We start from the raw sequence: 23,929 nt of genomic DNA on the forward strand, positions 1-23,929 counted from the left end.
AGGCACAGCCCGGTCAATAACCGGGCGTCCTTCAGGCTGCGGTGAGAACCTTATCGATCAGTGGATAGGCAATTTGCTCAAAGACGTGCGGATTATCAAACGCCCGCGCTGCCAGCATGGCACCATGCATGCCCGCCATGAGAGCCCTGGCTTCGACTTCGGCACTTTCGCTGAGAGTGAAAACGCCTTGCGCTTCGCCGGCACTCAGTAATGCGGTCAGCCAGTCAGAGAGATCGTTAAAATGGCCGGTCACTTCTGCGGCAATATCCGCAGGTAATGTCGGAAGTTCAACGGCCAGCATCACACAGATACAAAATGGTGAAGCCCCCTCTTTAATACAGGCCGACCAGAAATCAGCATAGCCTTTCACTTTGATCAGAGGATCGTTGGTTTGCCGATCCATCGCTTCCATGCCACTCCGTGCTTCTGCGCGGTATTCCTGCACTACAGCTTTGACTAAATCTTCTTTGCCCGGAAAATGATGGTGGATACTGGCTTTGCGGATACCCACGCGCTCCGCAAGATCGGCATAGCTAAAGCTTTTGTACCCACCCGTTGTGAGCAGCTGCCTCGTATTTGCCATAATTTCGCGCGCTTTCGGCGAACGTTCGATCATTTCACGCTCCAGTGTTCAATCCAGTGAAAAAATGTGCTGTCTGTGACAGGCGCGTCCCGCCGGGACAACCTACTGAGCGGCAACAGGAATGTCAAATAGCCGGGCCCGCAAAGGGCCAACGTGAGAAAGCCGCCTGATATTATTGACACCACCCCATCCTACTACTAGGATGGTTTCACTTCAAAACATATCCCTGTAGTGGAGAGTGTATGGCAGTTATCCCTTTTCCGGACAGGCACAGCCCAGCGGCCCCAGTGCGTAACATTCGCGAATTATCCAACGTCATTCACGCGAATGAAGATCGCGGCCGCACGGCGTGCGTAGAGAACAATGATGCCGTTCGCCGTTTCGCATTAAGCGTTGCCACGAAGCTATTAAGCGATCGGGAGCTTAATCAGGCTGCGCCTTTTATGATAGACAGAATTGTCAGGCTGCTAATGACTGAATCCAAAAACAGTTAAGAGTAGCAATTACGGATCGGTGAGATATCGTTTCTCTTGATATCTCTGTGCATCGTTTGCCTTCTTAATGTTCAGGAATGCGGGCGATAACCTTTATCTCAAAATCAAATCCTGCAAGCCAGTTAACCCCCACGGCTGTCCAGTTCGGATACGGGGGCTTCGGGAAAATGCCGCTTTTCACCTTCATAATGGCTGGAAATTGATTCTCCGGATCGGTATGAAAGGTGGTCACATCGATAAGATCGTCAAACGTGCATCCCGCGGCGGCAAGCGTAGCCTTGAGATTCTCGAAAGCACGCTCTACCTGCGTAGTAAAGTCGGGCTCGGGTGTACCGTCCTCCCGGCTACCCACCTGTCCGGAAACAAACAGTAAATCACCAGAGCGGATCGCTGCGGAATAACCATGCTGTTCATAGAGTGCGTGGCGATTTGCAGGGAAAACAGGTTTCGGTTGGTTCATAACATATCCTTTCTTTGGATGTGCAACAGCGGATGCGTGGCATCCATAAATGAATTAAGATACGCGGCGTATGTCAACTTAATCACACATACGCCGCGTATGTCAAACATCATGCGTGGCGTACAGGATAAGGAGCCCGTATGGCAGCCAAACGCCGCGCCGAAACGATGGAAGAAACCCGCACAAAGTTGATTGCGGCTGCACGAAAAGCCTTCGCTGAAAAAGGGTTTGCGGCAGCTTCGATGGATGATTTGACCGCCAGCGTCGGCCTGACGCGTGGCGCCCTCTACCATAATTTTGGGGATAAAAAAGGGTTACTTGCCGCGGTGGTGACCCAGATTGATTCTGAAATGGCGCAAGGCGCCAAACATGCAGCGGCGCAATCCGGTGATGACCAGCAAAAGCTTCTGGCCGAAGGGATAGCTTATATCAAGATGGCGCTGGATGAAGAAGTCCGGCGTATCGTTCTGCTTGATGGCCCAGCTTTTCTTGGGGATCCGACAAAATGGCCAAGTCAGAATACCTGCCTCGACGCCACTCGCGAAAGCCTTTCAGACCTGATTGAACGTGGCGTAATCAAACCGGTAGACGTTGATGCCACCGCCTGGTTATTAAATGGTGCCGCACTGAATGCCGCCCAGTGGGTGGCCGCGAGTGACGATCCGAAGCAGGCATTGCCCAAAGCGATTGAGGTTTTCACCCTGTTGGTCAGTGGCGTGTTGCAGCAGTGACCGCACCGCCCACCCGGTTATCTCGTGCTGAGAGCAAGCTTAGCCGCGAAGGAAAAGCAAGAAGTGAATCGGTAGCAGATATTTTCTTTATCCGAAGGAGCGGATGTTATCGGATAACTTTCCAGGGCAACGGATTGCTGGCATTTTTGTTGGACAATTGTTACCGATCTGCCGAGTCTGGCCGCTTTGTGCCAGGAGCGGACATCGATTAATGCAATCGTTGTTCAAATACTGTAATAATTCTCAAATCTGATTTAAGGTTTATCTATACAGAACTTCCCAAATATTAGAAATACTCAGGGTGTATATAAAAAGGTATAATTTTAGCTCAACCATCAATGGATAAATTATGTTAATTATATTTAATGGTTTACCTGGTAGCGGTAAAAGTACAGTTGCAAAATTGTTATCCCAAAAAATTAATGGTGTGTATCTACGGGTTGATACGGTTGAGCAGGCGATTCGTTCAGCATCTGAACAGAACAAAAAAATTGGCCCTGAGGGTTATTTTGTTCTTTATGAGTTGGCGCGTGAAAATCTACAGTTAGGCGCTACTGTTGTCACCGATTCGGTTAATGATATCAATCTGATACGTAATAATTTCCGCGATATAGCGATATCGTTAAATGTTCCGTTTTTAGAAGTTGAAATACTCTGTTCAGATATGACACAGCATCGTTATCGTGTGGAGAACAGAATCTCAGATATCCCGGGGTTAACCCTCCCTGACTGGGAACAAGTACAACGCCGTAACTATGAACCATGGGAACGAGAGCATTTGCAATTAGATACAGCAATTTTATCAGCACCAGAATGTGTCGATGTAATTCTCAGAAGAATATCGTCCGTTTGAAAAGGATAATGGCAAAATTAAGTAGACGACGGTTGAACACTAGCGTCTGCTTTTCGCTCTTAGCCGACGTTCATATTTAAGCGTAGCTCAATACAGCGAACGGTTTGGTGATCTATGGACGAGTTCAGGGAGCCAGCGCAACGTAAATCTTACTGCGCCCAGGCTGATTTTTCCTGCAATTTTCAAGCCTGCCCCCCTTAAAATTGGGGGGGGGTATGAGCCAACAAGCCCCCCTCTCTGATTTTCGTGCCATAATGCCCCGATTCATCGGTGCGTATCGATACTTTTGGAAAAATCATAAACGGACTTAGACATGACCAAAATCTTGATGCTGGTAGCAATGGTAGCAACCTTTGCTGGTTGCACTCCATTAACCCCAAAAGATTGCCAGAAGAAAAGCGCTCTTGATTCGTGCTCTTACAAACGTTCAGGAAAAGTAACCGATAAAGACATTTATGGCGAACAAGCATCAGGTATAAAAAAAGCACTCGATGCAGCACTGACCAAACCCCGAGCCTGGAGTGGGAAAAGATGTAATGTGCATCTGGATTTCAATATGGACGGCACCTTGCAGAATTTCATCATAAAGAGTGGAGATAAGGATTACTGCCGTGCTTTAGCTGAAGCCTCCAGGCAAGCAAAATTCCCATCATTTACTAACCAGCATGTTTACGACGACATGAGTTCTGCCCGGTGGGAAATGCACGGACAACCATGAAAAATATCTACTTTGACTGTCGGCTTCGTGCCTGAAGCGGACATTGATATGAATGGAAATTGATGAACGTCAATCCGTTTACTCTGTTCTACAGGATCTCAACCACTTCAAACTCTTCTGCGATCAACTCCATATCTTCAGAAAAATGACCTTCGCGGCTGAAAAATCTCTGATGCTCTTTCTGCCAGTATTCAAGGCTTAAATCCCCTTCACCTTCTTTGCGGGCGAACGCCTCAGTCACATCACAAAAACGCACAAGCCGCAATGAAACCAGTCTGATCACACAGACCGGAACATTCTGGCCATCAAGAATAATGTTATAACTCCCAATCTTCAGGGCAGAATCCTCCTGCTGGAAAGAGGCAAAAGATCCGCAAGAGGCCGTTTTGATCCCTTTTTTGATCAGGTCCGCAAGCTCGCTGGCGAGTTCCGGGCTGTCACCCATTTGCCAGGCATCTGCGCCTGGATACTTCATTTTTATTACCTCAACCTCAACCATTGAAATCCCTTCTTTATCGTCGGTGAAAATAAAAGTTATACATTTTATAGCATGAGCTGTCCCGACATTATCTGTGATGCCTTTAAAGAGTCGGCAAATTTTGAAAAGCCCGGGACGAGTTAACACAGTGTATCTTTTACATACCACGCGAGTAATGCTGTGCCATTATTTTAGGTACCACGCGCCCTCGGCAGACAAGGAGCCTGACGTTGAAATTCTTAAGATGGTTCAAACGTATTGTCTTATCCCTTGTTTTGTTGGTCATTGGCGCGATGGGCCTGCGTCTTTATGACATTCAGCGCGGACCGGATCTGCAACTCTGGCATACCTATGTTCCTCATGAAATGGATGCTGACGAAATAGACAAAGCAGACTGGAACCATTACCTGAAGGTTGAGGATTCTCTTTTCACAGAAGTGAAACTCAATGTCACGGACAAGCTGGATGCTCAACAGCAAACGGAACTCAATCGCTATTATTCCGGCAGTCCCATTTATCCTGACAGATTCCAGACTAACTGGAATCGCTCTTACATTATGTTCCCTGATGCCAAACCCAAAGGTGTCGTGGTGATGTTGCATGGTTTAACCGATACCCCGTACAGTCTGCGACATATTGCAGAGAATTATCGTCAGCATGGATTTATTGCTATTGGTATCCGATTACCGGCACATGGTACGGTCCCAGCAGCCTTGACGAAGGTGACATGGCAGGATTGGCTGGCCGCGACGCGCCTTGCAGTCAGAGAAGCCAAAAAGTTAGCGGGTAATGATGTGCCGCTACATATTGTCGGATTTTCCAATGGCGGTGCTCTTGCCATGAAATACACGCTGGACGCTCTTAATGATCCCCGTCTGGCAAAACCTCAGCGCGTTATCCTGATTTCACCGATGATTGGCGTTACCAGTTTCGCGCGTTTTTCAGGTGTTGCGGGCTGGCCATCATTTCTGCCCGCGTTTGCGAAAGCAGCATGGTTAACCATCATGCCAGAGTTCAATCCGTTTAAATTTAATTCATTCCCGACGAATGCCGCCCGGCAGTCTTTCCTGCTAACCAGTGCGCTGCAAACCCAAATTGCGGCTGATTCACGAAACAAAAAACTAGACCAGTTACCGCCGATAATGACATTTCAGTCGGCAATGGACTCTACCGTCAGTGCCCGAGCGGTCATTACAGCGTTATATAATCGTTTGCCGGTTAATCACAGCGAAGTGGTTTTATTCGATTTGAACCATGCCGTCAGGTTTAATGCACTATTGCGGAGATCTTCTTACACCGCGCTGTCGAGATTACTCCCTACCCCCCCACGTCGATACGACACAACGATAATCACGAATGTGACCGCGGGCAGCACAGAGATGGAAATCCGCACGATTCCAGCGGGTAAAACAGAACAGATCGTTGAAAAAATGGGGCTGCGCTATTTGCCGGACGTTTACTCACTCTCTCATGTCGCCCTGCCTTTCCCTATGACTGACTCCCTGTATGGCCGTTATCCTGAACCACAGAATCAATACGGTATTAGCCTGGGGACCTTTGCCGCGCGTGGAGAACGCGCGGTACTGATCGTCGGACTTGATTCTCTTATGCGCCAGTCTTCAAACCCCTTCTATCCTTATATCATTGAGCGTATCAATGAAGGCATAGATACCCGAGTACAGCGGAATAATTAGCGAGGTGACACCGTCGTTTGCCCGCCCGCGGATGATATGGCCACCCGTTGTTCAGCGGAGAAGCGAGTCGGCCCCTGGCGTTGCACTACCATAAGCATGCGTCCATCATCCAGACGAATCTCAAGCTCTACGCCCTGGACAAGATTCATGCGCCCTTGTACGCCCTGCCCAGCCATTCCCCCGGCGACAGCCCCAGCTGCCGTCGTCAGTCTGCGACCAGAGCCTCCGCCTACCGTACTCCCGGCCAGACCTCCGAGAACACCACCAGCCACCGCCCCCATGGCATTATTTTCATCACCCGCCTGAATTTGCACGGCACGAACATGAACTAGCGTGCCGTAATATACCTGCTGTACCCGACCTGCAGTGGAGGCTGAATGAACATCGCCGGAAAGATTGCTTGTGTTGGTACAACCGACAATACCTAAGGCAATAATGAGCACGCAGTGTCTGAATAACATTTTGCTTCTCCATCCAATTTAACGGTTTAGTGGTCTTTCGCGTCACGAATAACTGGACTTTTGTTATCCAGCGCCCCCGACAAGCCCCTGATGGATACGGCAGTCCTGGGTATTGCTGTTGTGCGCATACCACTCATACTTCCAGCCTTTGTCATAGGTGTATACCCAATGCGTTGGGACAAACTCAGACAGATCTTCTGATCCAGCGTTGTATAATTCCTCAGTCATTTATACGTTCTTCTGTGTGCAGATATTTAACAGTAGCCTCGATAGTTTAACCTGACCTGGTTTCACAATACCGTCACCCGCTCCCTTCTTAAGGGAAGGAATTTTGTTTCGCGTATCCATCTTAGGTACAAAGCGTACTTCGCGCGCCAGCAAAGTTGAGGTCACTATAGATTCAGACGGCATGGCTTCCGTGACGATCCTCAGAAAGGTAGCCGGTTCCAGAACCATCGCTTTCGTGATGCCAAACGGAAATTTCCCCGAATTTTCGAACGTTTTGTTGCAGATGCTGCGAGGGCGAGGGTCAAGCAAGTCAGAATAGAATGTCCGCTTTGTGCCAGGAGCGGACATTATATATGCCACTTAAATATATACACATACCACCATCAATGGGTTTATAAATAAAGAAAATTACTCTATTGCCGATAACAGTTATAATTAAAATCTAGACTTGGATGATAAACAAATGTCGACATTGAACACTGAAAATAAAATCAAGATAACTGAATTAATAATGGTTTTTATTGCAACTCTCCCAATGGGAATCGCAAATATTTGGATAACAAAAAGTCAAAACGATGAAAGACTTGCTTTCGAGAGACAAAACGCGGAAAGTATTCTCTCTATACAAAATAAAGAGTTATTCATAAAGAGTGCAGAGCAAGGTTTGAATTCACAGAAACTTGATATTGATTTTTTAAGAACAAGCTATGAAGAATGCCAGAAAGATGGAGAGCTATCGATTGGAAAAATAAAATCTTATGCTGATGCTTACTATTCTTCATCAGAAAAGAAAAATATCATGATTGCAAAGGTTCAAACAAACTGCTTATCAAAAAACAATAATCAATCAGTAGATAGCCAAGATAAACCGACTTACAGCATCGAGTATTACAAGAGTCTTGGGTTCAACTATTTGCACAATAAAAAATTTCTGGAGGCAGCAGAGTCATTCTCCCAGGCAACTCAAATGACACCCGTAGATGCTTCTTTGTGGAATCAAAAAGCTTATGCACAATTTAGAGCAGGGAATTATACTGATGCAATGAATAGTATTTCCATTGCGCTTAGGATTGGCAGTGATAATGATAAAATTAGAAAATATATGGCCATTAACGCGGCTAAAATATTATGTGCGAAAGGGGATGTAAATGATGGGAGAAATTACATGCAACAATCAATAAATGCCATACCGGATTTATTGCCAATGGTTAAAAAAGATTTAGAACTGGGTAGTATTTGTAAAATTGATCTCAGTAAATAAAAATGTTCTTATTGCTTAAAAATAAAGCATTTTTTCTTATTTGTGAAAGTGGACGTATGTTAAGTCCGCTTTTCGCTCACAGCGGACCTATCCCCCCGTCCGCCATCTTCCCGCAAAACCTTACCCGACTAACGAACAGACGAGCTCTAAATACATCCGTGAAGGATCAACTGACCCTCTTCAGCGCAGTGAATTTTGATAATCCATGATTATTCCTTGTATCAAACACTGCCGCCCCATCATCTTCCCGGGGCGGCTCGAATTCGTCGCTATTGCGCGCTCATGTCCATAAGTAACCAACCATCAAAAACTGTACGTCACCTTCAAACTCCCCGTGGGCGATGTTTTACGTTGAACAATGGGGCTATCGGCCGCATCCCCCGCCAGCTGCGTCACGCCCGCTGCGGCAAGCACGCTCCAGCGCGAGGTGAGCCTGTGTGTCCAGTCAAGATTCAGCGAATACGCATAAATTCCGGCTCCGGCGTCATGTCGGGCAAACCCCGATGCGGCCGACTGGGCGGCGCTGACGCCATAGTACGTCTGCATATACTTGTCGGATCCCCAGCTGCCGGTCAGCGCCAGCGTCACCTCATTTTTTGGTGAGGTATAGAGCGGGCTGATAATACCGAAATGCACCGCCTCACCGTTGTCCCTTTCAGAAACCGGAACCTCAGCCTGCAGCTGCAGATGAAGCCAGTCGGTCAGCTTATACCCCAGCCCAGGCACAACGATGGCCGAGCCTTTGATGTCGCCCATACCCCGCAGATAGTCGCTGCCGGAGCTGATCGAATCGCTGCTCACGTCTTTATCTTTACGGCCTGTTCGATAGCTTACTGCGGCGCTGTAATCCAGGTTGCCGATGTTGTTGCCGTAACCGACGCCCCGCGTGGTGCTGATAAAGAAGCCGTTTTCCATGGCGTAATCCACCACCTGCACCGCACCGACGCGGCTTTTATCCGAACCCGAGTAGCGTGGCGCGACATCCACGCCGCCCCCCAGGGTTAAAACGTTACCCTGGCTCTGCTCTGCCGCCAGTACTGGCGTGGTCAGTAACGCCAGAACGACGCCCGGCACGATGTTTTTCAGGCTGCGGCCCGAGAGCAAGTGTGGGGACGTATGACGCAGTTCGATGTTTCTCATTAAAGAAGTCCTTCTGGATTCAAATGGTGACGATGCAAGCGGTTAAACGCCAGAACGCCCATTTTGAATACTGACCCTAAGGTTCTTATGAGCCGAAAATGAAGAAACACTGAAGCGCACGCGGATGCTGTAAACCGGACAGATTTCCTGATACCGTTTTTTCTTAAGATGTTCTTCATTCACGGTTGATACAGTTACCAGTGTGAAAATTCTACTCATCGAAGACGACCTGGATCTGGGCAATGGCGTACGTATCGCCCTTGCCGATCAAGGATTTGACGTTATATGGGTTCGCCGTAAAGAGGATGCGCTGCATCAGCTTGACGTCTGCGTGCCAGAACTTATTTTGCTCGACCTGGGGCTACCCGACGGCGACGGCATGAGCCTCATGACGCGCTTACGCCAGCAGCTTAAGGGGATCCCGGTCATCATTCTGACGGCGCGAGGTACGCTGCAGGATCGCCTGTGCGGGCTGGATGCAGGTGCAGACGACTATCTCGTTAAACCTTTTGTTCTCGCCGAACTGCTGGCGCGGGTAAGAGCCCTTGCACGGCGCAGTTACGGTTTCGAGAATGAGGCGATAGAGATTCGAGGCTTATCTCTTCATGTACCGACGCGTCGTGTAACGGTGAGCGCACGCCACATAGACCTGACGGCGAGTGAATATGCGCTGCTTGAAACGCTGATGCTGCGTGCGGACCGCGTGATTACGCGACGGTTTCTGGAAGAACGGATATTCGGCAACAAAGAGAACCTCAGTAATGCGCTCGACGTGCACATGGGAAATTTGCGAAGAAAAATCGGCGACGGCTATGTGCGAACGGTGCGTGGCGTCGGGTATGTTATTGATACCGTTGCTGTTCAGAGGGTGACGACTTAATGCGAAACCTGTGGTATCACCTGAGGTGCCCGACGCTGGTACGCCGAATTATCATCGCCCAGTTGCTGCTGCTTACCCTGCTGTGGTGTCTATTTTTAACCTTCATTCTGTGGGAGGACCTGCGCAGCCCTCCCATCCTCACGGGCAGTAATACCTATGAAACGCTTTTTACGCTGGTCGAGCGAATGGACGAACACCCGCAGGATCGTACCGCCGTGCTGGCAGCCTTCAGCAAAGCGTTACGAGAGGGCTATGGCGGCGGTGAAGATCCCGCCCTGTCGATCAACTTCATCGTGCGCAGAAATAACGCGGTTATTTTTTCATCGCCTGATGCACCAACGGGGGTAACTAACACCCGGTTTGGGGAAATGCAGCGTGTTCAGAGCGACGGTCGTACCTGGACCAGCCGAACCCTTAAATCCGCTCATTCCGATGTGGAGGTCACCCTTTTCACCCCGGCCGGTGGCTGGAACTTCTTTATCTACCTCAACTCGCGCGGTTACTACGTCATGCCGCTGCTGGTCTGTTTCCCTTTTCTTCTGTTCCCCGCGTGGCTGTCAATCCGCATTGCCATGCGACCCTGGAACAAGGTGGTCAATGAAATTGCATTGCGTTCGCCAGACGATCTCTCCCCCTTAAAAGCCGTACCAAAACACAGAGAGCTTCGCCAGATGGTGGACGCGATTAACGACTTTCTTGCCAGGGTACGAGAAAGTGCGGAAAGGGAGCGGGTTTTTATTGCCGATGCGGCTCACGAACTGCGAACGCCGCTGGCGGCGATGCGAATCAACGTGGAAGCGTTGCAATCGTATGTACTCAGCGAGAGCCAACAGGAATTGCTTGCGGGGATTGTTCGCAGCAACAGTCGTGCTGCGCGTCTCGTCAATCAGTTGCTGCTGATGATGCACAGTGAAGCACGCCTTGATACGGAGCTGGAGCCCGTGCCGCTAACGACGCTCATTCAAGAGCGAATGGCCGAACTGGAACCGCTGGCGTCTGCGCGCAGGATTGAGCTGGAATTTTTCGCCGAGGATGAAATCTGGATCTCAGGCGTAAGGGAGCGCCTGGTGTCGCTCATTGATAATCTCATTGAGAACGCCGTGAAGTACAGTCCTGAAGGCGGGCGGATTCAGGTCGATGTCAGCACATTCGATGGCTCCGCGCGGCTACGCGTTTCCGATGCAGGGCCCGGTATTCCGGTTGAATTGCGCGAGCGCGTGTTTGACCGATTTTTCCGCGATCCCAGTCAACTGCAAAGCGGAAGTGGACTGGGGCTTGCCATCGTTAAAGCGGTGGCGCAGCAGCACAACAGCAGCGTAAACCTGAGTACTTCCGCAGAAGCTGGCCTGATGGTGACGGTTGACTTCCCGAACCGCACGTATAGCTAAACAGGAACAGGGTGTTCGATCGCAAATGCCGCAGATTGCTTCAAAAAAATTACCGTATTTGTTATATTGTTGTTTATTGCTTATTCACCTCTGCGGTGCCAAAAAGAACAAGATTCACCGCAACCCAGGATACAAAAATGTTAGATTACCGCTTCCCGACAGCTTTGCAGATGGTTCTCAGCGTAGCAATGGCGGAGCAATTGGGTGAACGTTCGACGAGTGCGATTCTGGCCTACGGTCTGGAAGCAAACCCGAGCTTCATCCGCAAACTGATGGTTCCCCTCACGCGTGACGGTATTATCGTCTCCACGCTTGGCCGTAACGGCTCTATTCATCTTGGACGCCCGGCGGAAGAGATCACCCTGCGCGATATCTACCTTTCCGTCATCGAAGATAAAAAGCTGTGGGCATCACGTCCTGACGTACCGGCCCGCTGCGTAGTCAGCGCTAACGCCTGCTGGTACTTCAAGTCTATCTCCGAAGAAGCGGAGCAGGCTTCGTTACAGGTACTGGCGCGCCACACCGTGGCAAGCGCGCTGGAAGAAGTGAAAAAAGCCGATACCAGCGGCTGCGATCCGGTGCCTGAACTTATCGCCAAGTATAAAGAAGCCCTTTAACTTTCCTTGAGTGCAAAAAAAACCGCCTTGCTATGAAGGCGGTTTTTTATTATCTGCAACATCCCTACGCGGGCAGAACATCCCTTTCCGCTTTTTTGCCGCGCGTCACGAACTTACGCAGCGTCACGTAAAACACCGGCGTCAGGAACAGACCAAACAGCGTCACCCCCAGCATCCCGGAGAAGACTGTGATCCCGGTGACGCCGCGCACTTCTGCGCCCGCGCCGTGGCCGAGGATCAGCGGAATGGTCCCGGCAATAAAGGCGATGGAGGTCATCACAATCGGGCGTAAACGCAGGCGGCACGCCTCCAGCGCGGCCTCCATAATCCCTTTGCCCTGAATTTCCAGCTCGCGGGCAAACTCCACGATAAGAATCGCGTTTTTACACGCCAACCCCATCAACACTACCAGCCCTACCTGCACGAACACGTTGTTATCGCCACCGGTTAGCCAGACGCCAAACAGCGCGGAGAGCAGGGTCATCGGCACGATGAGGATCACCGCCAGCGGCAGCGTCCAGCTTTCATACAGCGCTGCCAGCACCAGGAACGCCAGCAGCACCGCGACCGGGAAGACGATCAGCGCCGTATTGCCCTGCGTCGCCTGCTGGAAGCTCAGATCCGTCCATTCAATGTTCATCCCGTTCGGCAGGATCTGCTTCGACATTCCGTCCAGCTGCGCCATCGCCTGCGAGGACGAAAGTACGCGCGGGTCGGCATCGCCAATCAGATCCGCCGCCGGGTAACCGTTGTAGCGAATCACCGGGTCCGGGCCGTAGGTGGTCGTGATATTCACCATACTGCCAATCGGTACCATTTCGCCCTGGTTATTACGGGTACGCAAGTTCGCAATGTCTTCCACGCTATCGCGGAACTGCCCGTCGGCCTGCGCCATCACGCGCCAGGTACGTCCGAACTGGTTGAAGTCATTCACGTACGATGAGCCCAGATAGGTTTGCAGCGTACCGAAAAGATCGGTCAGCGACACGCCCTGCGCTTTCGCCTTGTCACGGTCCACCTGCACGTCCAGCTGTGGAACGTTAGCCTGGTAGGTTGAGATCGGGAAGTGCATTCCCGGCGTCTGCATAATCGCACCGGACATGGTGTTTACCGCGTTTTGCAGCGCGCCATAGCCCAGACCACCGCGATCCTGAATGTACAGGGAATACCCCGACCCCTGACCCAGCCCTAAAATCGGCGGCGGCAGGATGGAGAAGCCAAAGCCCTGCTGGATTTGCGCGATTTTCGCGTTGATTTCCGCGTTAATTTCCGCCGCAGTATGTTTACGCTGGTCGAACGGCTTCAGGCCGAAGAAGACCGTCCCCGTATTCGGCGTATTGGTGAACTGCAGCGCGTTCAGCCCCGGGAACGCGACCGCGTAGTCCACGCCTTCGGTATTCATCCCGATTTCGCTCATTTTGCGGATCACCGCATCGGTGCGCGCCAGCGATGAACCTTCCGGCATCTTCACGCCGCCAATCAGGTACAGTTTATCCTGCGTCGGAATAAACCCGCCGGGAACCGCTTTAAACATGACGCCTGCGGCACAGAGCAGCAGCAGATACACCACAAATACCGCCCCGCGTCGGCCGAGCGTTTTGCCCACCAGCCCCTGATAGCCGTTCGAACTACGGTGGAAAAAGCGGTTAAACGGACGGAAAATCCAGCCGAACAGACGATCGATAAGCCGGGTCGGGAAATCTTTCGGCGCGCCGTGCGGTTTTAACAACAGTGCCGCCAGCGCCGGAGAGAGCGTCAGCGAGTTAATGGCGGAGATGACCGTGGAAATCGCGATCGTCACCGCAAACTGCTTGTAGAACTGCCCGGTAACGCCCGAGAGGAACGCCATCGGCACAAACACCGCGCACAGCACCAGCGCAATCGCGATAATCGGCCCGGACACTTCACGCATCGCCTGATGCGCCGCCGCAAGCGGAGCAAGCCCCTCTTCAATGTTTCGCTCGACGTTTTCCACCACCACGATGGCGTCGTCCACCACGATACCAATGGCTAATACCAGCCCGAACAAACTCAGGGTATTCAGCGAGAAGCCCAGCAGGTAGAGAATGCTGAAGGTCCCCACCACCGAAACCGGCACCGCGATCAGCGGTATGATCGACGCGCGCCAGGTTTGCAGGAACAGGATCACCACCAGCACCACCAGCACCACCGCTTCCAGCAGCGTTTGCACAACCGCGCGGATGGAGTCGCGCACGAAAACGGTCGGATCGTAAGGTGCCGCCCACTTCATATCTTCCGGGAAACGGGTCGACAGTTCGTCCATTTTCGCGCGCACCGCGTTAGACAGATCGATGGCGTTCGCCCCTGGAGACTGGAAGATACCAATCCCGACCGCGTCTTTGTTGTTCAACTGAGAACGTAGCGCATAGCTGCCGGAGCCCATTTCTATACGCGCCACGTCGCGCAGGCGAACGACCGTACCGTCCTGCGTCGTTTTCAGGACAATATTGCCGAACTCTTCTTCGGTATGCAGACGGCCCTGGGCGTTAATGGAGATCAGGAAATCGCTCTCTTTCGGCAGTGGCTCGGCACCAAGCTGCCCGGCGGATACCTGCACGTTCTGCTCCTGCATCGCCGTGACCACATCCGAAGCGGTCAGCCCGCGGGCCGCCACCTTGTTGGGATCCAGCCAGACGCGCATCGCGTATTCACCCGAGCCGAAAATCTGGATCTGACCAACGCCGGGCAGGCGTGCCAGTTCGTCCTTCACCTTCAGCGTGGCGTAGTTACGCATATACAGGGAGTCGTACTTACCGTTGGGTGAAAACAGATGCACTACCAGCGTCAGCGTCGGGGATTGTTTCTGGGTGGTAATGCCCAAACGCCGCACGTCTTCCGGCAGACGCGCTTCGGCCTGCGCGACGCGGTTTTGCACCTGAACCTGCGCCTGATCCGGGTCAGTCCCCGGACGGAAGGTGACGGTGGTGACCAGCACGCCGTCCGAGCCCGCGACGGACTTCATATACATCATGTTCTCAACGCCGTTGATCGCCTCTTCCAGCGGCGTCGCCACGGTCTCTGCAATCACTTTCGGGTTGGCGCCCGGGTACTCCGCGCGCACCTGCACGCTTGGCGGCACGACGTCAGGATACTCGCTTACCGGCAGCAGCGGGATGGCGATTAACCCTGTGATAAAAATCAGAATCGACAGCACCGCGGCAAAAATCGGCCTGTCGATGAAAAAACGGGAAAAGTCCATGGGTTGGATTCTCAGGTCAAGGGATCAGTTGAGGGCGCTGGTGGCGGTCATGGCAACGGTTTTGGCGTTAACCGGCATACCCGGCATAAACACTTTTTGTAAACCCTCGACGATAACTTTATCGCCAGGGTTCAGCCCCTGCTGCACGATGCGTAGCCCGTCTGCCAGACGTCCCGGTGTGATATCGCGACGCTGTGCTTTGCCTTCTTTATCAACCACGTAAACATACTTGCGATCCTGATCGGTCAGCACCGCTTTGTCGTCGACAAGCGTGGCTTTGAATTCCGCGCTGCCCGGCAGGCGTACGCGGGCAAAGAGTCCCGGCGTGAACTGACGCTGCGCGTTATCCAGCAGCGCGCGCATGCGGATGGTGCCGGTACTCGGCGTTAGCTGATTATCCAGAAAATCCACTTTGCCCTGATGGGGATACCCCTCCTCGCCCGTCAGGCCAATCTCAACCGGTAGCGCCGTGTGATCGCTGGACGCCCCCTGCCCGCTGCGGGCCAGATTTTGATAGTGAAGGTAGGTCGACTCATCCACGTCAAAGTAGACGTAAACCGTCTTCTGCGAGACCAGCGTGGTGAGGACGCTGGCGGTGTCGCCCGCGGTCACCAGGTTCCCGCTGGTGATCAGCGCCCGGCTCGCGCGTCCGTCGATAGGCGCGGTGACTTTGGTGAAGTCCAGGTTGAGCTGCGCCGCGTCAACCGCCGCCTGCGCGGCGCGAATGTCGGCCTGCGCCTGAACGGCGGCCGAGCGACGTTGCTCCCACTCTTCCCGTGAGACCAGATGGGTGTTGATCAGCTTATCGGTACGGTTAGCCTCACTTTGCGCCAGGCTGGCCTGCGTTTTGGCTCTCGCCAGGTTCGCCTGTGCCTGTTCCAGCGCGGCGCGATAGGTTCGGTCATCAATGGTGAACAGCACCTCGCCCTTCTTCACTTCCTGACCGTCGGTGTAATTCACTTTATCGATGTAGCCGGAAACGCGCGGGCGTAGCTGAACGCTCTCCACCGCTTCGATCCGGCCGTTAAAGCTATCCCACTGGCTGATGGATTTCACGACCACATTAGCGGCACTGACAGCGGGCGCTTGTGGCGCAGCGTTTTGCGCGACGCTGTCATCGCACCCGACGAGCAGCACGGAGGCGAACATCGCCCCCAGCGCGCTCAGATGAAAGTTACCCCAGGTTTTTTGCAGGCTCATTATTTTTATTCCGGTAATTGTAGCCGCCGGGCAAGACGCAGCGGGAGGCGCTACGCCACTTCCTTTGTCCGGTGGCTGGCTTAAGGCCATTTGTGTCGTTCATCGCCACAAAACTGTAACAGTTGCGAATACACTATTCCCGGCGATTGTAGGAAGGCGCTTAATTAAGTGCAAGAATAATTGTTGCACTTTATGTGCTATTTGAGTCGATGTTAAAACACCCGTTTCGCTCAGGGATTTAAATGCAATAATAAAACTTGCAATTAACAGAAAAACGCGCCACCTTTAAATGCAACAGATAAAGATACTTTTCTCTATGCAGCGTGGGGGTAACAACATGAACACTGGCGCATTTATGCATGATTTACTCGACTGGATCGACAACAACCTGGATAGCCGTCTGGATATTGAGTCCGTTGCCAGGCGTTCCGGCTACTCAAAATGGCACCTCCAGCGTCTGTTTAAGGAACATACTGGCTATCCCCTTGCCGGGTACATTCGCGCGCAAAAGCTGCAAAAATCGGTTGAGCGCTTAACCCACAGCGACGAGCCGATTTTGAACGTGGCGATCGCGCTGGGCTTTGACTCTCAGCAGTCCTTCAACCGCAGCTTTAAGCGTCAGTATGGTCAGGCGCCTGGGGCATGGCGGCGGAGCATGGGTGGCCCGGAAACACAGCAGCTGCGCCAGTAATGCATATTTTGCTGCAACTTCGATCTGTAGCTGATATACTGTATATAAACACAGTATAGCGAGGTGCACGATGGCTGTTGAAACAAAATTTGTTGTCGTAAGAAAAGGTGAAGAGAAAATGACTTTTGCCAGTAAGAAAGAAGCTGACGCTCACGACAAGCTGCTCGATATGGCAGACGCGTTCACCGACTGGCTGTTGCAAAGCGGAATGCAGATGGATGAAACGCAGGCTGAAAATCTTGGCCTGTATCTCGCCGAGCAGAAAGAGACCGTGCAGCATATTCTGCGTACCAGCAAGCTTCCCGATCTCACTGCCCCAGCTGCAGCGGATAAAACTGAATCCGATGCGGCTGACACGAAAAAGATCAGGGCTGTAAAAGCGGCCTGATTCTCAGAATGCGTCATCAACGATCTTGTAGCCGCAAGCAGCCATCTGCTTGCGGTTTTTTTTAGCCCGAACATGAAAATAGTAAAGGAGATGAGGTGCGGCAAGGAATGAAGGAAAAGATCATCCGGATCTGTGATTCAAAAATTGCCTCGAAGGGAAGCGACGTTGGGCTTTCGTTTTATGCTTTTTTTGCTAATAAAAATGACGATCCTGAACTGCTTATGGAAGTGGCGCACTGGTGGATTATGGAGATGAAACTGGACCATTTTGAAAAGGCTGAAAAGATCAGAAACCTCGTATCAGCCCTTTAACACGCTAAAACGAGATGGCCGGTAACATTGCGGGATTTCATCGCTCTGGCCGTCGCATAAATCTTCACAGACCAGTCAGCCAATGGTCACTGCGCACGTAAGCCTGCTTCTTATTGCGCGTTGTGCAGCATCCGCTGTTTCGTTGACGTTGTAGCTAACAGGGTAATTTTTGTTCGTGGTGCGGTCCGCTTTGTGCCAGAAGCGGAAGTTCAACAACCATCTGTGCGATCAAAATTTAACAATACCTTGATGGCGCAGCGGGTATCACTACCATAAAACATGATATGTAAGAGAGATTGATTGCTGTTAGGAACCCAGACGGTATTTATCGTTGATGGAACCAAGTTGAGGTATCCGTTATGAAGAGACCAATAGCGCACAAAAATGATCGTCTGCCAGTGCCGAGAACAAATCACTTCACGCCTGAAGCGAAGCAGCGCGTTATCAATGGACTTGTTGCAACGGCGAAAGCTGACTTCGTATCCTTAGTTCACTGGCTGAAAACAGGTAAACAGAATGGTGAACCTATCCCGTTAGCTATATGTGAAAGTCTTCGATCCGCTATTCATAATCTTGAGACCCTTAAGGCTGGTGTGCAAACAGATTGGAAGCAGGCGATCCAGTTAATGGAAAAAGAAATCCATAAAAGCCATCAACTGAAAGCCTCAGCTCCTGCGTCCTCGCAGATTGTTACTGGCGTTTTAAAGAATCTTAATGACATTAGTGAGAAGATCGCTTCGGGCAATGCTGTCCCCGAGATGCTTGGTAGGCTCGAAAATATTCAGCAAATGATTACCAATCTTAAGGGGAGTGAAGATCTGGTTAAAAGTGTCATGATTCTAACCAAGAGTGCGCAGGATGCTTTGCGTGGTTATAACAAGAAGCAGCCGAAATCAAAAATTAGGAAGCCTGAAAAAGCAAATCTTACCTTTCGTGACGAGCAATCCTTCCGTGAGGAGTGTGCCCCTCTGATCGGGGAAAATGATATTTTCATAATCGCCAGTTGCCTTATCTCAATGTCGGCTCGGTTGGGGCAGTCACCTGTTGGTTTGGCTAAACGAGCAGCCACTTTAAAAGGTGTAATCAAAATTGAGCTTTTGCCTGAACTTCTGGAGTTGCTTCAGCAGGATGTAGAGTTGAATGCCTTATCGCCGGTTCCCAGAGTCAAAGATGACAATACTCGTAGTGATGGCGGTAAGCTTGTTGGGTTGACTGGGATCGTTGAAGGAGGCTCGTCTATCGGTGTGGAAGCGCAGCGAATTATTACCGCAGAACTTAAAAAGCTCGCACATATCTCCGTAGTTCAACGGGTTTATCTGGATACTGCTCGTCTAGGACTGGCTTTGGAAAACGATACGTTTAAAGTTATCGAGGAGGTAAAACGTATAGCTGGTAAGCATAACTGGAGCCCATTATTGGTTGCGGTGTATGCGACTTATAAAACGCCTGGTATCAGACCGGATATCGCTGGTGATGTGATTACTTTACTGGCACAGGATGAGGCTCTTTCAGCGACCGCTAAACTGTAACATTATTTTTGAACCATACTTTTCTTTCTCGATAAATAAAGCCGTTCTCATATGCGGATAAGCTTGATGTCCGCTCCTCGCTCTTAGCAGACCTAACGTTACCTCCCCCACCTCTTCCCCCCAACGCTACCAGCCATAAAACCTGGTAGCTATACAAACGCGCTAGGCTGTTACGTTAATACCTGTTTACCCCTTAACGAGGAATCGCCATGACCCCACATCCGCTACGCCAGATCATCGAATCCTGTGACCACGCCATCACCACCAAAAACTATGACGCCCTGATGGAGTACTACGCCGACGACGCGGCTCTGGTGGTCAAGCCCGGCATGACCGCGAAAGGAAAAGAGCACATCCGCAGAGCGTTTATTGCCATCTCGGATTATTTTCAGGGCCAGCTGATTGTCGAACAAGGGGAGATGCAGGTAATCGAAGGTGGCGGCAATGCCCTCGTTATCATGGAAACCGTACTGCGTTTTCCTGATGGTCAGGGTGGGATAACAGAAATGTCGCGTCGCGCGACCTATGTTTTTCGGCAGGAAAGCGACGGTCGCTGGCTTTGTACTATCGACAACTCCTACGGTACATCGCTTCTGGATACCGGGGACTGATCGCATTAATTACGTGGTTTCAAAGGGGCGCTGCCGCCCCTCCACGCCAGCGTCCTTAATGCGCAGTAATGCGCGGCTCCTTCACAAACTCAGCCAGCAGCCACACCATATCGTGCAGCAGACCCGTTAGCTCTTTCGCTACGTGAGCGGGCAGCGTGCCACCCATCACCGCTTGCGTCAGCGCCAGAACATAGTCCACCTGAGTCAGGGTGTCCTGCCAGCAATCCGGCACGCAGGAGTTTAGTTTTTCACCCATGATCAACTGTTCTATCAGATGGGGAGGAAGATCGACATCGCAGAGTTTACGCAGCCTGCGCAGGGCCTGAAGAAGACGCTCGCACAGCGCAGTACGGCTCGTGACATCAACGGTTTCGACCAGCACGCTCACCAGCGCGGCGCAGTTGTCGGCGACGTCAAATAGATCGGCATCAGCCGGAAGCGGTCGGGAGATAAGTTGCAGAATGACGTTTTCGTCAGACAGAAGATAAGTCAGGGTTGGGATAGTAGCCATACAAGGCATCCTTCTATATGTAGTTTATGTAACCACCCTTTGAGTTCCTACGCTCGGGGGGTAGCGCTGACAGAGGTAGGAATACCGCCCACATAGAAAAACGGCCAGCCTTACGGCTGCTCCGTCAGCGCCACCGCTATTGTAACGAGATCGGCACTGCTGCGACATACGTAATGTCACTATATGGTTGACGGGTTCCTACGCCCGATTGCGGATGTGCCGCAACGCAGGCACTTTACGACCGCGACCCGTTGAGGAAAAGACATAACGCTGAATTTCATAAGGTTACTTTGCGGTTTGCGAGGCGCCTTCCAGAATGACAACGCTGCCCTAAATTTTAAGCGTATCAATCACCGCTCCAGGCGCAGGCGACACGCTACGGTGCGGATATTGGGTTCTTGCCAGGCCGCGGCAGCTAATAGGGTATTCAGAATATTATCAGCCGTTCAGCCATCCGGGTGTTTAAATGGTTAAAATAAAATAATATTTACATTGCGGTAATAAATATTCTATGTCTTAATAGCGTCATCGGTTTGGAAAACAGACCTTATGAAAGCAGTTTTAGTAAAGCAGTCCTCAGTTCAGGTGTTATCCTTTGATATCCCTTCTTCATGAGCCTTCTCCTAAGTGCCAAATAAGTAACTCTCTCAATACAGGCCATCATCGCCGCACTATGTGGCTCATAAATTAAGGAATTATCTATGTCTAATAAAATGACTGGTTTAGTAAAATGGTTCAACGCAGATAAAGGTTTTGGCTTTATCACTCCTGACGACGGCAGCAAAGATGTATTCGTGCATTTCTCTGCAATCCAGGGGGATAACTTCAAAACTCTGGATGAAGGTCAGAAAGTGTCCTTCACCATTGAAAATGGCGCTAAAGGCCCTGCGGCCGGTAATGTCACTGCACTGTAATAGGTGCTCATTATCTGTGGCGCTTACGATAGCGATGAAGGCGTTGGCCTGAGCAGTTATGTGCTACTGATAATAAAATCAACCCGCCCCGAGCGGGTTTTTTATTTATACTTCCTGACGTCTTAATCTCTTCAAATATTGTTAAAAAAATAAGTAATCATCATTTTAATCGTGTATTGTTTTTGTCCCCTTATAGCTGGAGCTCCCTATGTCAGTACGTAAAAAAACACAAACTCATCGTAATTATTTAGTGAAATGCACATGTCCAGGCTGTGCAAAAGATTCAGAACACAGCTTTAGCCGCGTTCAGAAAGGCTCTCAACTTGTCTGTCCATCTTGCAATACCCTCTTTAAATCTTCCAAATGAATGAAGGCGTGTTCCTGCCATTCTCTTTATCCCTGAAATAAAGCTATATTTTCAGCGTATCGATCACAGCCCTCAGGGCAGGCGACACGTTGCGGTGTGGATAATAGAGATACAACCCGTCCATGCGCAGGCTATAGCGCTGCAACACCCTGATCAGCGTTCCGCGCTCCAGATCGTCAGCCACCAGCTCCACCGGGACATAGGCCAGCCCAAGCCCCAGCCGGGCGGCTTCGGCTTCCATGTAGCTGTCAGACAGCGCCCATTGCCCCTCTGGCCGATGGGTGATTTTTTTCCCGTCCTGCACCAGTTCCCACTGATAGTCACTACCGTCGGCAAACTGGTAGGCAATGCAGGGATGAGCCACTAAATCGGCTGGCGTCTGCGGAAAACCGTAGCGTCTGAAGTGTTCCGTGGCAGCCACTGCGGCCATTTCCATATCAGGCGTGATACGCACTGCAATCATTCCCTGCCCCACTTCCGGCCCCAGTCTGACACCCGCATCAAACCGCTCGGCGATAATGTCGACGAAGCGGCTTTCATTCATCAGCTCCAGCCTGATGTCCGGGTAACGCTGTTTAAAAATGGCGAGCTTTGGCAGCAGACATTTATCGATAGCGTGCTGGCTGGCATTAATACGCACCGTGCCGGACGGCGTCTGACGATAGTGTGCCAGGGTCGCCAGACCCGTATCGAGCGTATCGAATGCAGACTCGGCGGTCTGATAAAGCTGTTCCCCGGCATGGGTGAGCGAGAGCTTGCGCGTGGTGCGGACCAGAAGTTGAACGCCTAATCGCGCTTCCAGCTCGCGAACCGAGCGGCTGATCCCGGATTGCGCCAGCCCAAGCCGAAGCGCGGCCGCCGTGAAGCTCCCCTCCCGTACCACCTGCATGAACAGGTACAGCTCATTATAGTTTTCCCGTTTAGCCATCATCCTCACCAATTTATAACAATATGATATTAATCCTAGCAGCTTTCGCCCTCTAATCAGCACTATTTCTGCTAACTATAATGACCGCAACACAACAACCCAGGGTTCATTTCCATGAAAACATTTACCCAAAAACTGTCCGTTGCGATGCTGCTATGTGCATCATTAAGTGGAGTGACAACAATGAGTTATGCAGAAACCACCAACCCAAACGCACCGGTTTCGATGGTGACTACATGGGATAAAACCTTCGCCGAAAGTGACAAAGTCGATCACCGTAAGGTGTCCTTCCAGAACCGATACGGGATCACCCTGGTAGGCGATCTGTATCTTCCCAAAAACCGTGGCGACCGCAAGCTGGCGGCGATTGCGGTCAGTGGGCCGTTTGGCGCGGTCAAAGAGCAGTCCAGCGGCCTGTATGCGCAGACCCTGGCAGAAAATGGGTTTGTGACCCTGGCGTTTGACCCGTCCTATACGGGCGAAAGCGGTGGACAGCCCCGCAACGTCGCGTCTCCGGATATCAATACCGAAGACTTTAGCGCGGCGGTGGATTTCCTGGGGTTGCAGGAAGAGGTTGATCGTAACCGCATTGGTATTCTCGGCATCTGCGGCTGGGGCGGTATGGCGCTGAATGCAGCCTCCATGGACACCCGCGTGAAAGCGGTCGCCACCAGCGTGATGTACGACATGAGCCGGGCGATGGGCCACGGCGTGGGCGACGGGAAAGATCGCTATTCAACGTCTGACCGCCGTGCCGTTCTGCAGTATCTGAACGCACAGCGCTGGAAAGATGCTGAGAACGGGACCTTCGCGCACGGCGGTCATGACATTTATGTCGATGAGAACGGCAAGGTGACGGCGGCTGAACGTATTCTGCCAGAGGCGTTGCCAGCAGACCCGCATCCGGTACTGAAGGAGTTCTATGACTACTACCGCATGCCGCGTGGCTTCCACGCGCGTTCCGTCAACTCCACCGGCGCGTGGACCGCGACCACGCCATTATCCTTTATGAATATGCCGCTGCTGAGCTACGCCGGTGAAGTGACTATCCCGACGCTTATCGTAACCGGTGAAAAGGCACACTCCCGCTACTTTGCGGAAGATGCGTTTAAAGCGGTCGGCAGCAAGCAGAAGGAACTGGTGATTGTTCCGGGCGCAAACCATGTCGACCTCTACGACAACGTTGCCGGGAAGATCCCTTTCGCGCAGTTTGAACAGTTCTTCAAAACCAGCCTGAAATAAACCTCTCCGCCGCCCGTGTTGAGCGGGCGGT

Annotated in this window: 26 protein-coding genes; 16 read left to right on the top strand and 10 right to left on the bottom strand. The window is 51.5% G+C overall.

From position 1 onward, the window contains the following. Positions 1-31: 31 nt before the first annotated feature. Positions 32-616 (bottom strand): TetR/AcrR family transcriptional regulator, encoded by a 585-nt coding sequence (locus AC2T6E_RS03045; RefSeq protein WP_212473854.1) that lies wholly within the window; start codon positions 614-616, stop codon positions 32-34. Between the two features lie 525 nt (positions 617-1,141). Further along, complete coding sequence (locus AC2T6E_RS03050) at positions 1,142-1,537, bottom strand: RidA family protein (protein WP_214594065.1); 396 nt, start codon at positions 1,535-1,537, stop codon at positions 1,142-1,144. A gap of 140 nt (positions 1,538-1,677) precedes the next feature. Between AC2T6E_RS03050 and AC2T6E_RS03055 the strand changes: the two genes are divergently transcribed. From AC2T6E_RS03055 to AC2T6E_RS03065, 3 genes are all read left to right on the top strand, one after another. Beyond that, positions 1,678-2,268: a TetR/AcrR family transcriptional regulator gene (locus tag AC2T6E_RS03055; RefSeq protein ID WP_010430627.1), complete on the top strand. Its 591-nt coding sequence runs from the start codon at positions 1,678-1,680 to the stop codon at positions 2,266-2,268. Positions 2,269-2,617: 349 nt separating this feature from the next. Beyond that, entirely contained in the window at positions 2,618-3,121 is a 504-nt protein-coding gene (locus tag AC2T6E_RS03060) for a P-loop nucleotide/nucleoside kinase family protein (protein ID WP_010430625.1), read from the top strand. A gap of 313 nt (positions 3,122-3,434) precedes the next feature. After that, complete coding sequence (locus tag AC2T6E_RS03065; protein ID WP_174339459.1) at positions 3,435-3,839, top strand: cell envelope integrity TolA C-terminal domain-containing protein; 405 nt, start codon at positions 3,435-3,437, stop codon at positions 3,837-3,839. Between the two features lie 88 nt (positions 3,840-3,927). On the opposite strand, the gene AC2T6E_RS03070 is transcribed toward AC2T6E_RS03065, so the two are convergent. Next, complete coding sequence (locus AC2T6E_RS03070) at positions 3,928-4,338, bottom strand: ASCH domain-containing protein (protein ID WP_174339930.1); 411 nt, start codon at positions 4,336-4,338, stop codon at positions 3,928-3,930. Positions 4,339-4,610: 272 nt separating this feature from the next. On the opposite strand from AC2T6E_RS03070, the gene AC2T6E_RS03075 reads away from it, so the two are divergent. Beyond that, a complete protein-coding gene (locus tag AC2T6E_RS03075) occupies positions 4,611-6,011 on the top strand; it encodes an alpha/beta hydrolase (RefSeq protein WP_481978670.1) in 1,401 nt (466 codons plus the stop codon). Here AC2T6E_RS03075 and AC2T6E_RS03080 read toward each other — a convergent pair. Both AC2T6E_RS03080 and AC2T6E_RS03085 read right to left on the bottom strand, forming a co-directional pair. Next, a complete protein-coding gene (locus AC2T6E_RS03080) occupies positions 6,008-6,472 on the bottom strand; it encodes an outer membrane lipoprotein (RefSeq protein WP_486690517.1) in 465 nt (154 codons plus the stop codon). The two genes, AC2T6E_RS03075 and AC2T6E_RS03080, sit on opposite strands and share 4 nt — an antisense overlap. A 63-nt stretch (positions 6,473-6,535) precedes the next feature. Further along, positions 6,536-6,700 carry a phenolic acid decarboxylase gene (locus AC2T6E_RS03085; protein ID WP_481978528.1) on the bottom strand — a complete coding sequence of 55 codons (165 nt, stop codon included), beginning with the start codon at positions 6,698-6,700 and terminating at the stop codon, positions 6,536-6,538. A gap of 463 nt (positions 6,701-7,163) precedes the next feature. Between AC2T6E_RS03085 and AC2T6E_RS03090 the strand changes: the two genes are divergently transcribed. Beyond that, entirely contained in the window at positions 7,164-7,961 is a 798-nt protein-coding gene (locus tag AC2T6E_RS03090; protein ID WP_010430611.1) for a tetratricopeptide repeat protein, read from the top strand. A gap of 303 nt (positions 7,962-8,264) precedes the next feature. Here AC2T6E_RS03090 and AC2T6E_RS03095 read toward each other — a convergent pair whose 3' ends face one another. After that, on the bottom strand, positions 8,265-9,101 hold the full coding sequence (locus AC2T6E_RS03095) for a MipA/OmpV family protein (RefSeq protein ID WP_486690520.1): 837 nt from the start codon (positions 9,099-9,101) through the stop codon (positions 8,265-8,267). Positions 9,102-9,303: 202 nt separating this feature from the next. On the opposite strand from AC2T6E_RS03095, the gene AC2T6E_RS03100 reads away from it, so the two are divergent. The 3 genes from AC2T6E_RS03100 to oqxR all read left to right on the top strand — a co-directional run bounded on the left by AC2T6E_RS03100 (position 9,304) and on the right by oqxR (position 11,986). Further along, positions 9,304-9,981, top strand: coding sequence for a response regulator (locus AC2T6E_RS03100; protein WP_100166787.1), 678 nt, complete (start codon positions 9,304-9,306; stop codon positions 9,979-9,981). Further along, positions 9,981-11,369, top strand: a complete 1,389-nt coding sequence (locus AC2T6E_RS03105) for a sensor histidine kinase (protein ID WP_486690522.1) — start codon at positions 9,981-9,983, stop codon at positions 11,367-11,369. Before AC2T6E_RS03100 ends, AC2T6E_RS03105 begins: the two co-directional genes overlap by 1 nt. A 137-nt stretch (positions 11,370-11,506) precedes the next feature. Next, the gene (gene oqxR / locus AC2T6E_RS03110) at positions 11,507-11,986 is read left to right on the top strand and encodes an efflux pump transcriptional repressor OqxR (protein WP_010430601.1); all 480 of its coding nucleotides are present in this window, start codon (positions 11,507-11,509) and stop codon (positions 11,984-11,986) included. A gap of 64 nt (positions 11,987-12,050) precedes the next feature. Here the strand turns inward: oqxR and oqxB are convergent, their stop codons facing one another. Then, positions 12,051-15,206 (bottom strand): multidrug efflux RND transporter permease subunit OqxB, encoded by a 3,156-nt coding sequence (gene oqxB / locus AC2T6E_RS03115; protein WP_486690525.1) that lies wholly within the window; start codon positions 15,204-15,206, stop codon positions 12,051-12,053. Positions 15,207-15,230: 24 nt separating this feature from the next. Further along, positions 15,231-16,406, bottom strand: a complete 1,176-nt coding sequence (gene oqxA / locus AC2T6E_RS03120; RefSeq protein ID WP_237847719.1) for a multidrug efflux RND transporter periplasmic adaptor subunit OqxA — start codon at positions 16,404-16,406, stop codon at positions 15,231-15,233. 337 nt (positions 16,407-16,743) lie between these two features. Here oqxA and AC2T6E_RS03125 point away from each other — a divergent pair, with 337 nt between their 5' ends. The 5 genes from AC2T6E_RS03125 (at position 16,744) to AC2T6E_RS03145 (ending at position 19,936) form a co-directional block, all read left to right on the top strand. Continuing rightward, positions 16,744-17,097, top strand: coding sequence for a helix-turn-helix domain-containing protein (locus tag AC2T6E_RS03125; protein ID WP_029485062.1), 354 nt, complete (start codon positions 16,744-16,746; stop codon positions 17,095-17,097). Positions 17,098-17,167: 70 nt separating this feature from the next. Next, entirely contained in the window at positions 17,168-17,485 is a 318-nt protein-coding gene (locus AC2T6E_RS03130; RefSeq protein WP_047174883.1) for a YebG family protein, read from the top strand. A gap of 95 nt (positions 17,486-17,580) precedes the next feature. Next, positions 17,581-17,796, top strand: coding sequence for a DUF6500 family protein (locus AC2T6E_RS03135; protein WP_023292566.1), 216 nt, complete (start codon positions 17,581-17,583; stop codon positions 17,794-17,796). 359 nt (positions 17,797-18,155) lie between these two features. Further along, positions 18,156-19,325 (top strand): hypothetical protein, encoded by a 1,170-nt coding sequence (locus AC2T6E_RS03140; RefSeq protein WP_431641840.1) that lies wholly within the window; start codon positions 18,156-18,158, stop codon positions 19,323-19,325. Between the two features lie 209 nt (positions 19,326-19,534). Continuing rightward, positions 19,535-19,936 carry a YybH family protein gene (locus AC2T6E_RS03145; RefSeq protein WP_444507970.1) on the top strand — a complete coding sequence of 134 codons (402 nt, stop codon included), beginning with the start codon at positions 19,535-19,537 and terminating at the stop codon, positions 19,934-19,936. Between the two features lie 55 nt (positions 19,937-19,991). Here the strand turns inward: AC2T6E_RS03145 and AC2T6E_RS03150 are convergent, their stop codons facing one another. Then, positions 19,992-20,447, bottom strand: coding sequence for a hypothetical protein (locus AC2T6E_RS03150; protein ID WP_444507971.1), 456 nt, complete (start codon positions 20,445-20,447; stop codon positions 19,992-19,994). Between the two features lie 701 nt (positions 20,448-21,148). Between AC2T6E_RS03150 and cspE the strand changes: the two genes are divergently transcribed. Beyond that, entirely contained in the window at positions 21,149-21,361 is a 213-nt protein-coding gene (gene cspE, locus AC2T6E_RS03155; RefSeq protein ID WP_010430585.1) for a transcription antiterminator/RNA stability regulator CspE, read from the top strand. Positions 21,362-21,569: 208 nt separating this feature from the next. Next, entirely contained in the window at positions 21,570-21,728 is a 159-nt protein-coding gene (locus AC2T6E_RS03160) for a YnfU family zinc-binding protein (protein ID WP_213329513.1), read from the top strand. 43 nt (positions 21,729-21,771) lie between these two features. Here the strand turns inward: AC2T6E_RS03160 and AC2T6E_RS03165 are convergent, their stop codons facing one another. Continuing rightward, complete coding sequence (locus AC2T6E_RS03165; protein WP_486691190.1) at positions 21,772-22,656, bottom strand: LysR family transcriptional regulator; 885 nt, start codon at positions 22,654-22,656, stop codon at positions 21,772-21,774. Positions 22,657-22,770: 114 nt separating this feature from the next. On the opposite strand from AC2T6E_RS03165, the gene AC2T6E_RS03170 reads away from it, so the two are divergent. Next, the gene (locus AC2T6E_RS03170) at positions 22,771-23,898 is read left to right on the top strand and encodes an alpha/beta hydrolase (protein WP_182402352.1); all 1,128 of its coding nucleotides are present in this window, start codon (positions 22,771-22,773) and stop codon (positions 23,896-23,898) included. Positions 23,899-23,929 lie beyond the last annotated feature (31 nt).

Source organism: Enterobacter sp. B79-1 (genome assembly GCF_057444735.1).

Excerpts from the sequence above, each read along its gene's own strand:
- AC2T6E_RS03075 (WP_481978670.1), top strand. The coding sequence starts at position 4,611 with ATGGGCCTGCGTCTTTATGACATTCAGCGCGGACCGGATCTGCAACTC.
- AC2T6E_RS03050 (WP_214594065.1), bottom strand. The coding sequence starts at position 1,537 with ATGAACCAACCGAAACCTGTTTTCCCTGCAAATCGCCACGCACTCTAT.
- AC2T6E_RS03045 (WP_212473854.1), bottom strand. The coding sequence starts at position 616 with ATGATCGAACGTTCGCCGAAAGCGCGCGAAATTATGGCAAATACGAGG.
- AC2T6E_RS03055 (WP_010430627.1), top strand. The coding sequence starts at position 1,678 with ATGGCAGCCAAACGCCGCGCCGAAACGATGGAAGAAACCCGCACAAAG.
- AC2T6E_RS03125 (WP_029485062.1), top strand. The coding sequence starts at position 16,744 with ATGAACACTGGCGCATTTATGCATGATTTACTCGACTGGATCGACAAC.
- AC2T6E_RS03065 (WP_174339459.1), top strand. The coding sequence starts at position 3,435 with ATGACCAAAATCTTGATGCTGGTAGCAATGGTAGCAACCTTTGCTGGT.
- AC2T6E_RS03085 (WP_481978528.1), bottom strand. The coding sequence starts at position 6,700 with ATGACTGAGGAATTATACAACGCTGGATCAGAAGATCTGTCTGAGTTT.
- AC2T6E_RS03080 (WP_486690517.1), bottom strand. The coding sequence starts at position 6,472 with ATGTTATTCAGACACTGCGTGCTCATTATTGCCTTAGGTATTGTCGGT.
- AC2T6E_RS03090 (WP_010430611.1), top strand. The coding sequence starts at position 7,164 with ATGTCGACATTGAACACTGAAAATAAAATCAAGATAACTGAATTAATA.
- AC2T6E_RS03150 (WP_444507971.1), bottom strand. The coding sequence starts at position 20,447 with ATGGCTACTATCCCAACCCTGACTTATCTTCTGTCTGACGAAAACGTC.
- AC2T6E_RS03060 (WP_010430625.1), top strand. The coding sequence starts at position 2,618 with ATGTTAATTATATTTAATGGTTTACCTGGTAGCGGTAAAAGTACAGTT.
- AC2T6E_RS03095 (WP_486690520.1), bottom strand. The coding sequence starts at position 9,101 with ATGAGAAACATCGAACTGCGTCATACGTCCCCACACTTGCTCTCGGGC.
- AC2T6E_RS03130 (WP_047174883.1), top strand. The coding sequence starts at position 17,168 with ATGGCTGTTGAAACAAAATTTGTTGTCGTAAGAAAAGGTGAAGAGAAA.
- oqxR (WP_010430601.1), top strand. The coding sequence starts at position 11,507 with ATGTTAGATTACCGCTTCCCGACAGCTTTGCAGATGGTTCTCAGCGTA.
- AC2T6E_RS03160 (WP_213329513.1), top strand. The coding sequence starts at position 21,570 with ATGTCAGTACGTAAAAAAACACAAACTCATCGTAATTATTTAGTGAAA.
- AC2T6E_RS03140 (WP_431641840.1), top strand. The coding sequence starts at position 18,156 with ATGAAGAGACCAATAGCGCACAAAAATGATCGTCTGCCAGTGCCGAGA.
- AC2T6E_RS03145 (WP_444507970.1), top strand. The coding sequence starts at position 19,535 with ATGACCCCACATCCGCTACGCCAGATCATCGAATCCTGTGACCACGCC.
- oqxA (WP_237847719.1), bottom strand. The coding sequence starts at position 16,406 with ATGAGCCTGCAAAAAACCTGGGGTAACTTTCATCTGAGCGCGCTGGGG.
- AC2T6E_RS03165 (WP_486691190.1), bottom strand. The coding sequence starts at position 22,656 with ATGGCTAAACGGGAAAACTATAATGAGCTGTACCTGTTCATGCAGGTG.
- oqxB (WP_486690525.1), bottom strand. The coding sequence starts at position 15,206 with ATGGACTTTTCCCGTTTTTTCATCGACAGGCCGATTTTTGCCGCGGTG.
- cspE (WP_010430585.1), top strand. The coding sequence starts at position 21,149 with ATGTCTAATAAAATGACTGGTTTAGTAAAATGGTTCAACGCAGATAAA.
- AC2T6E_RS03070 (WP_174339930.1), bottom strand. The coding sequence starts at position 4,338 with ATGGTTGAGGTTGAGGTAATAAAAATGAAGTATCCAGGCGCAGATGCC.
- AC2T6E_RS03170 (WP_182402352.1), top strand. The coding sequence starts at position 22,771 with ATGAAAACATTTACCCAAAAACTGTCCGTTGCGATGCTGCTATGTGCA.
- AC2T6E_RS03105 (WP_486690522.1), top strand. The coding sequence starts at position 9,981 with ATGCGAAACCTGTGGTATCACCTGAGGTGCCCGACGCTGGTACGCCGA.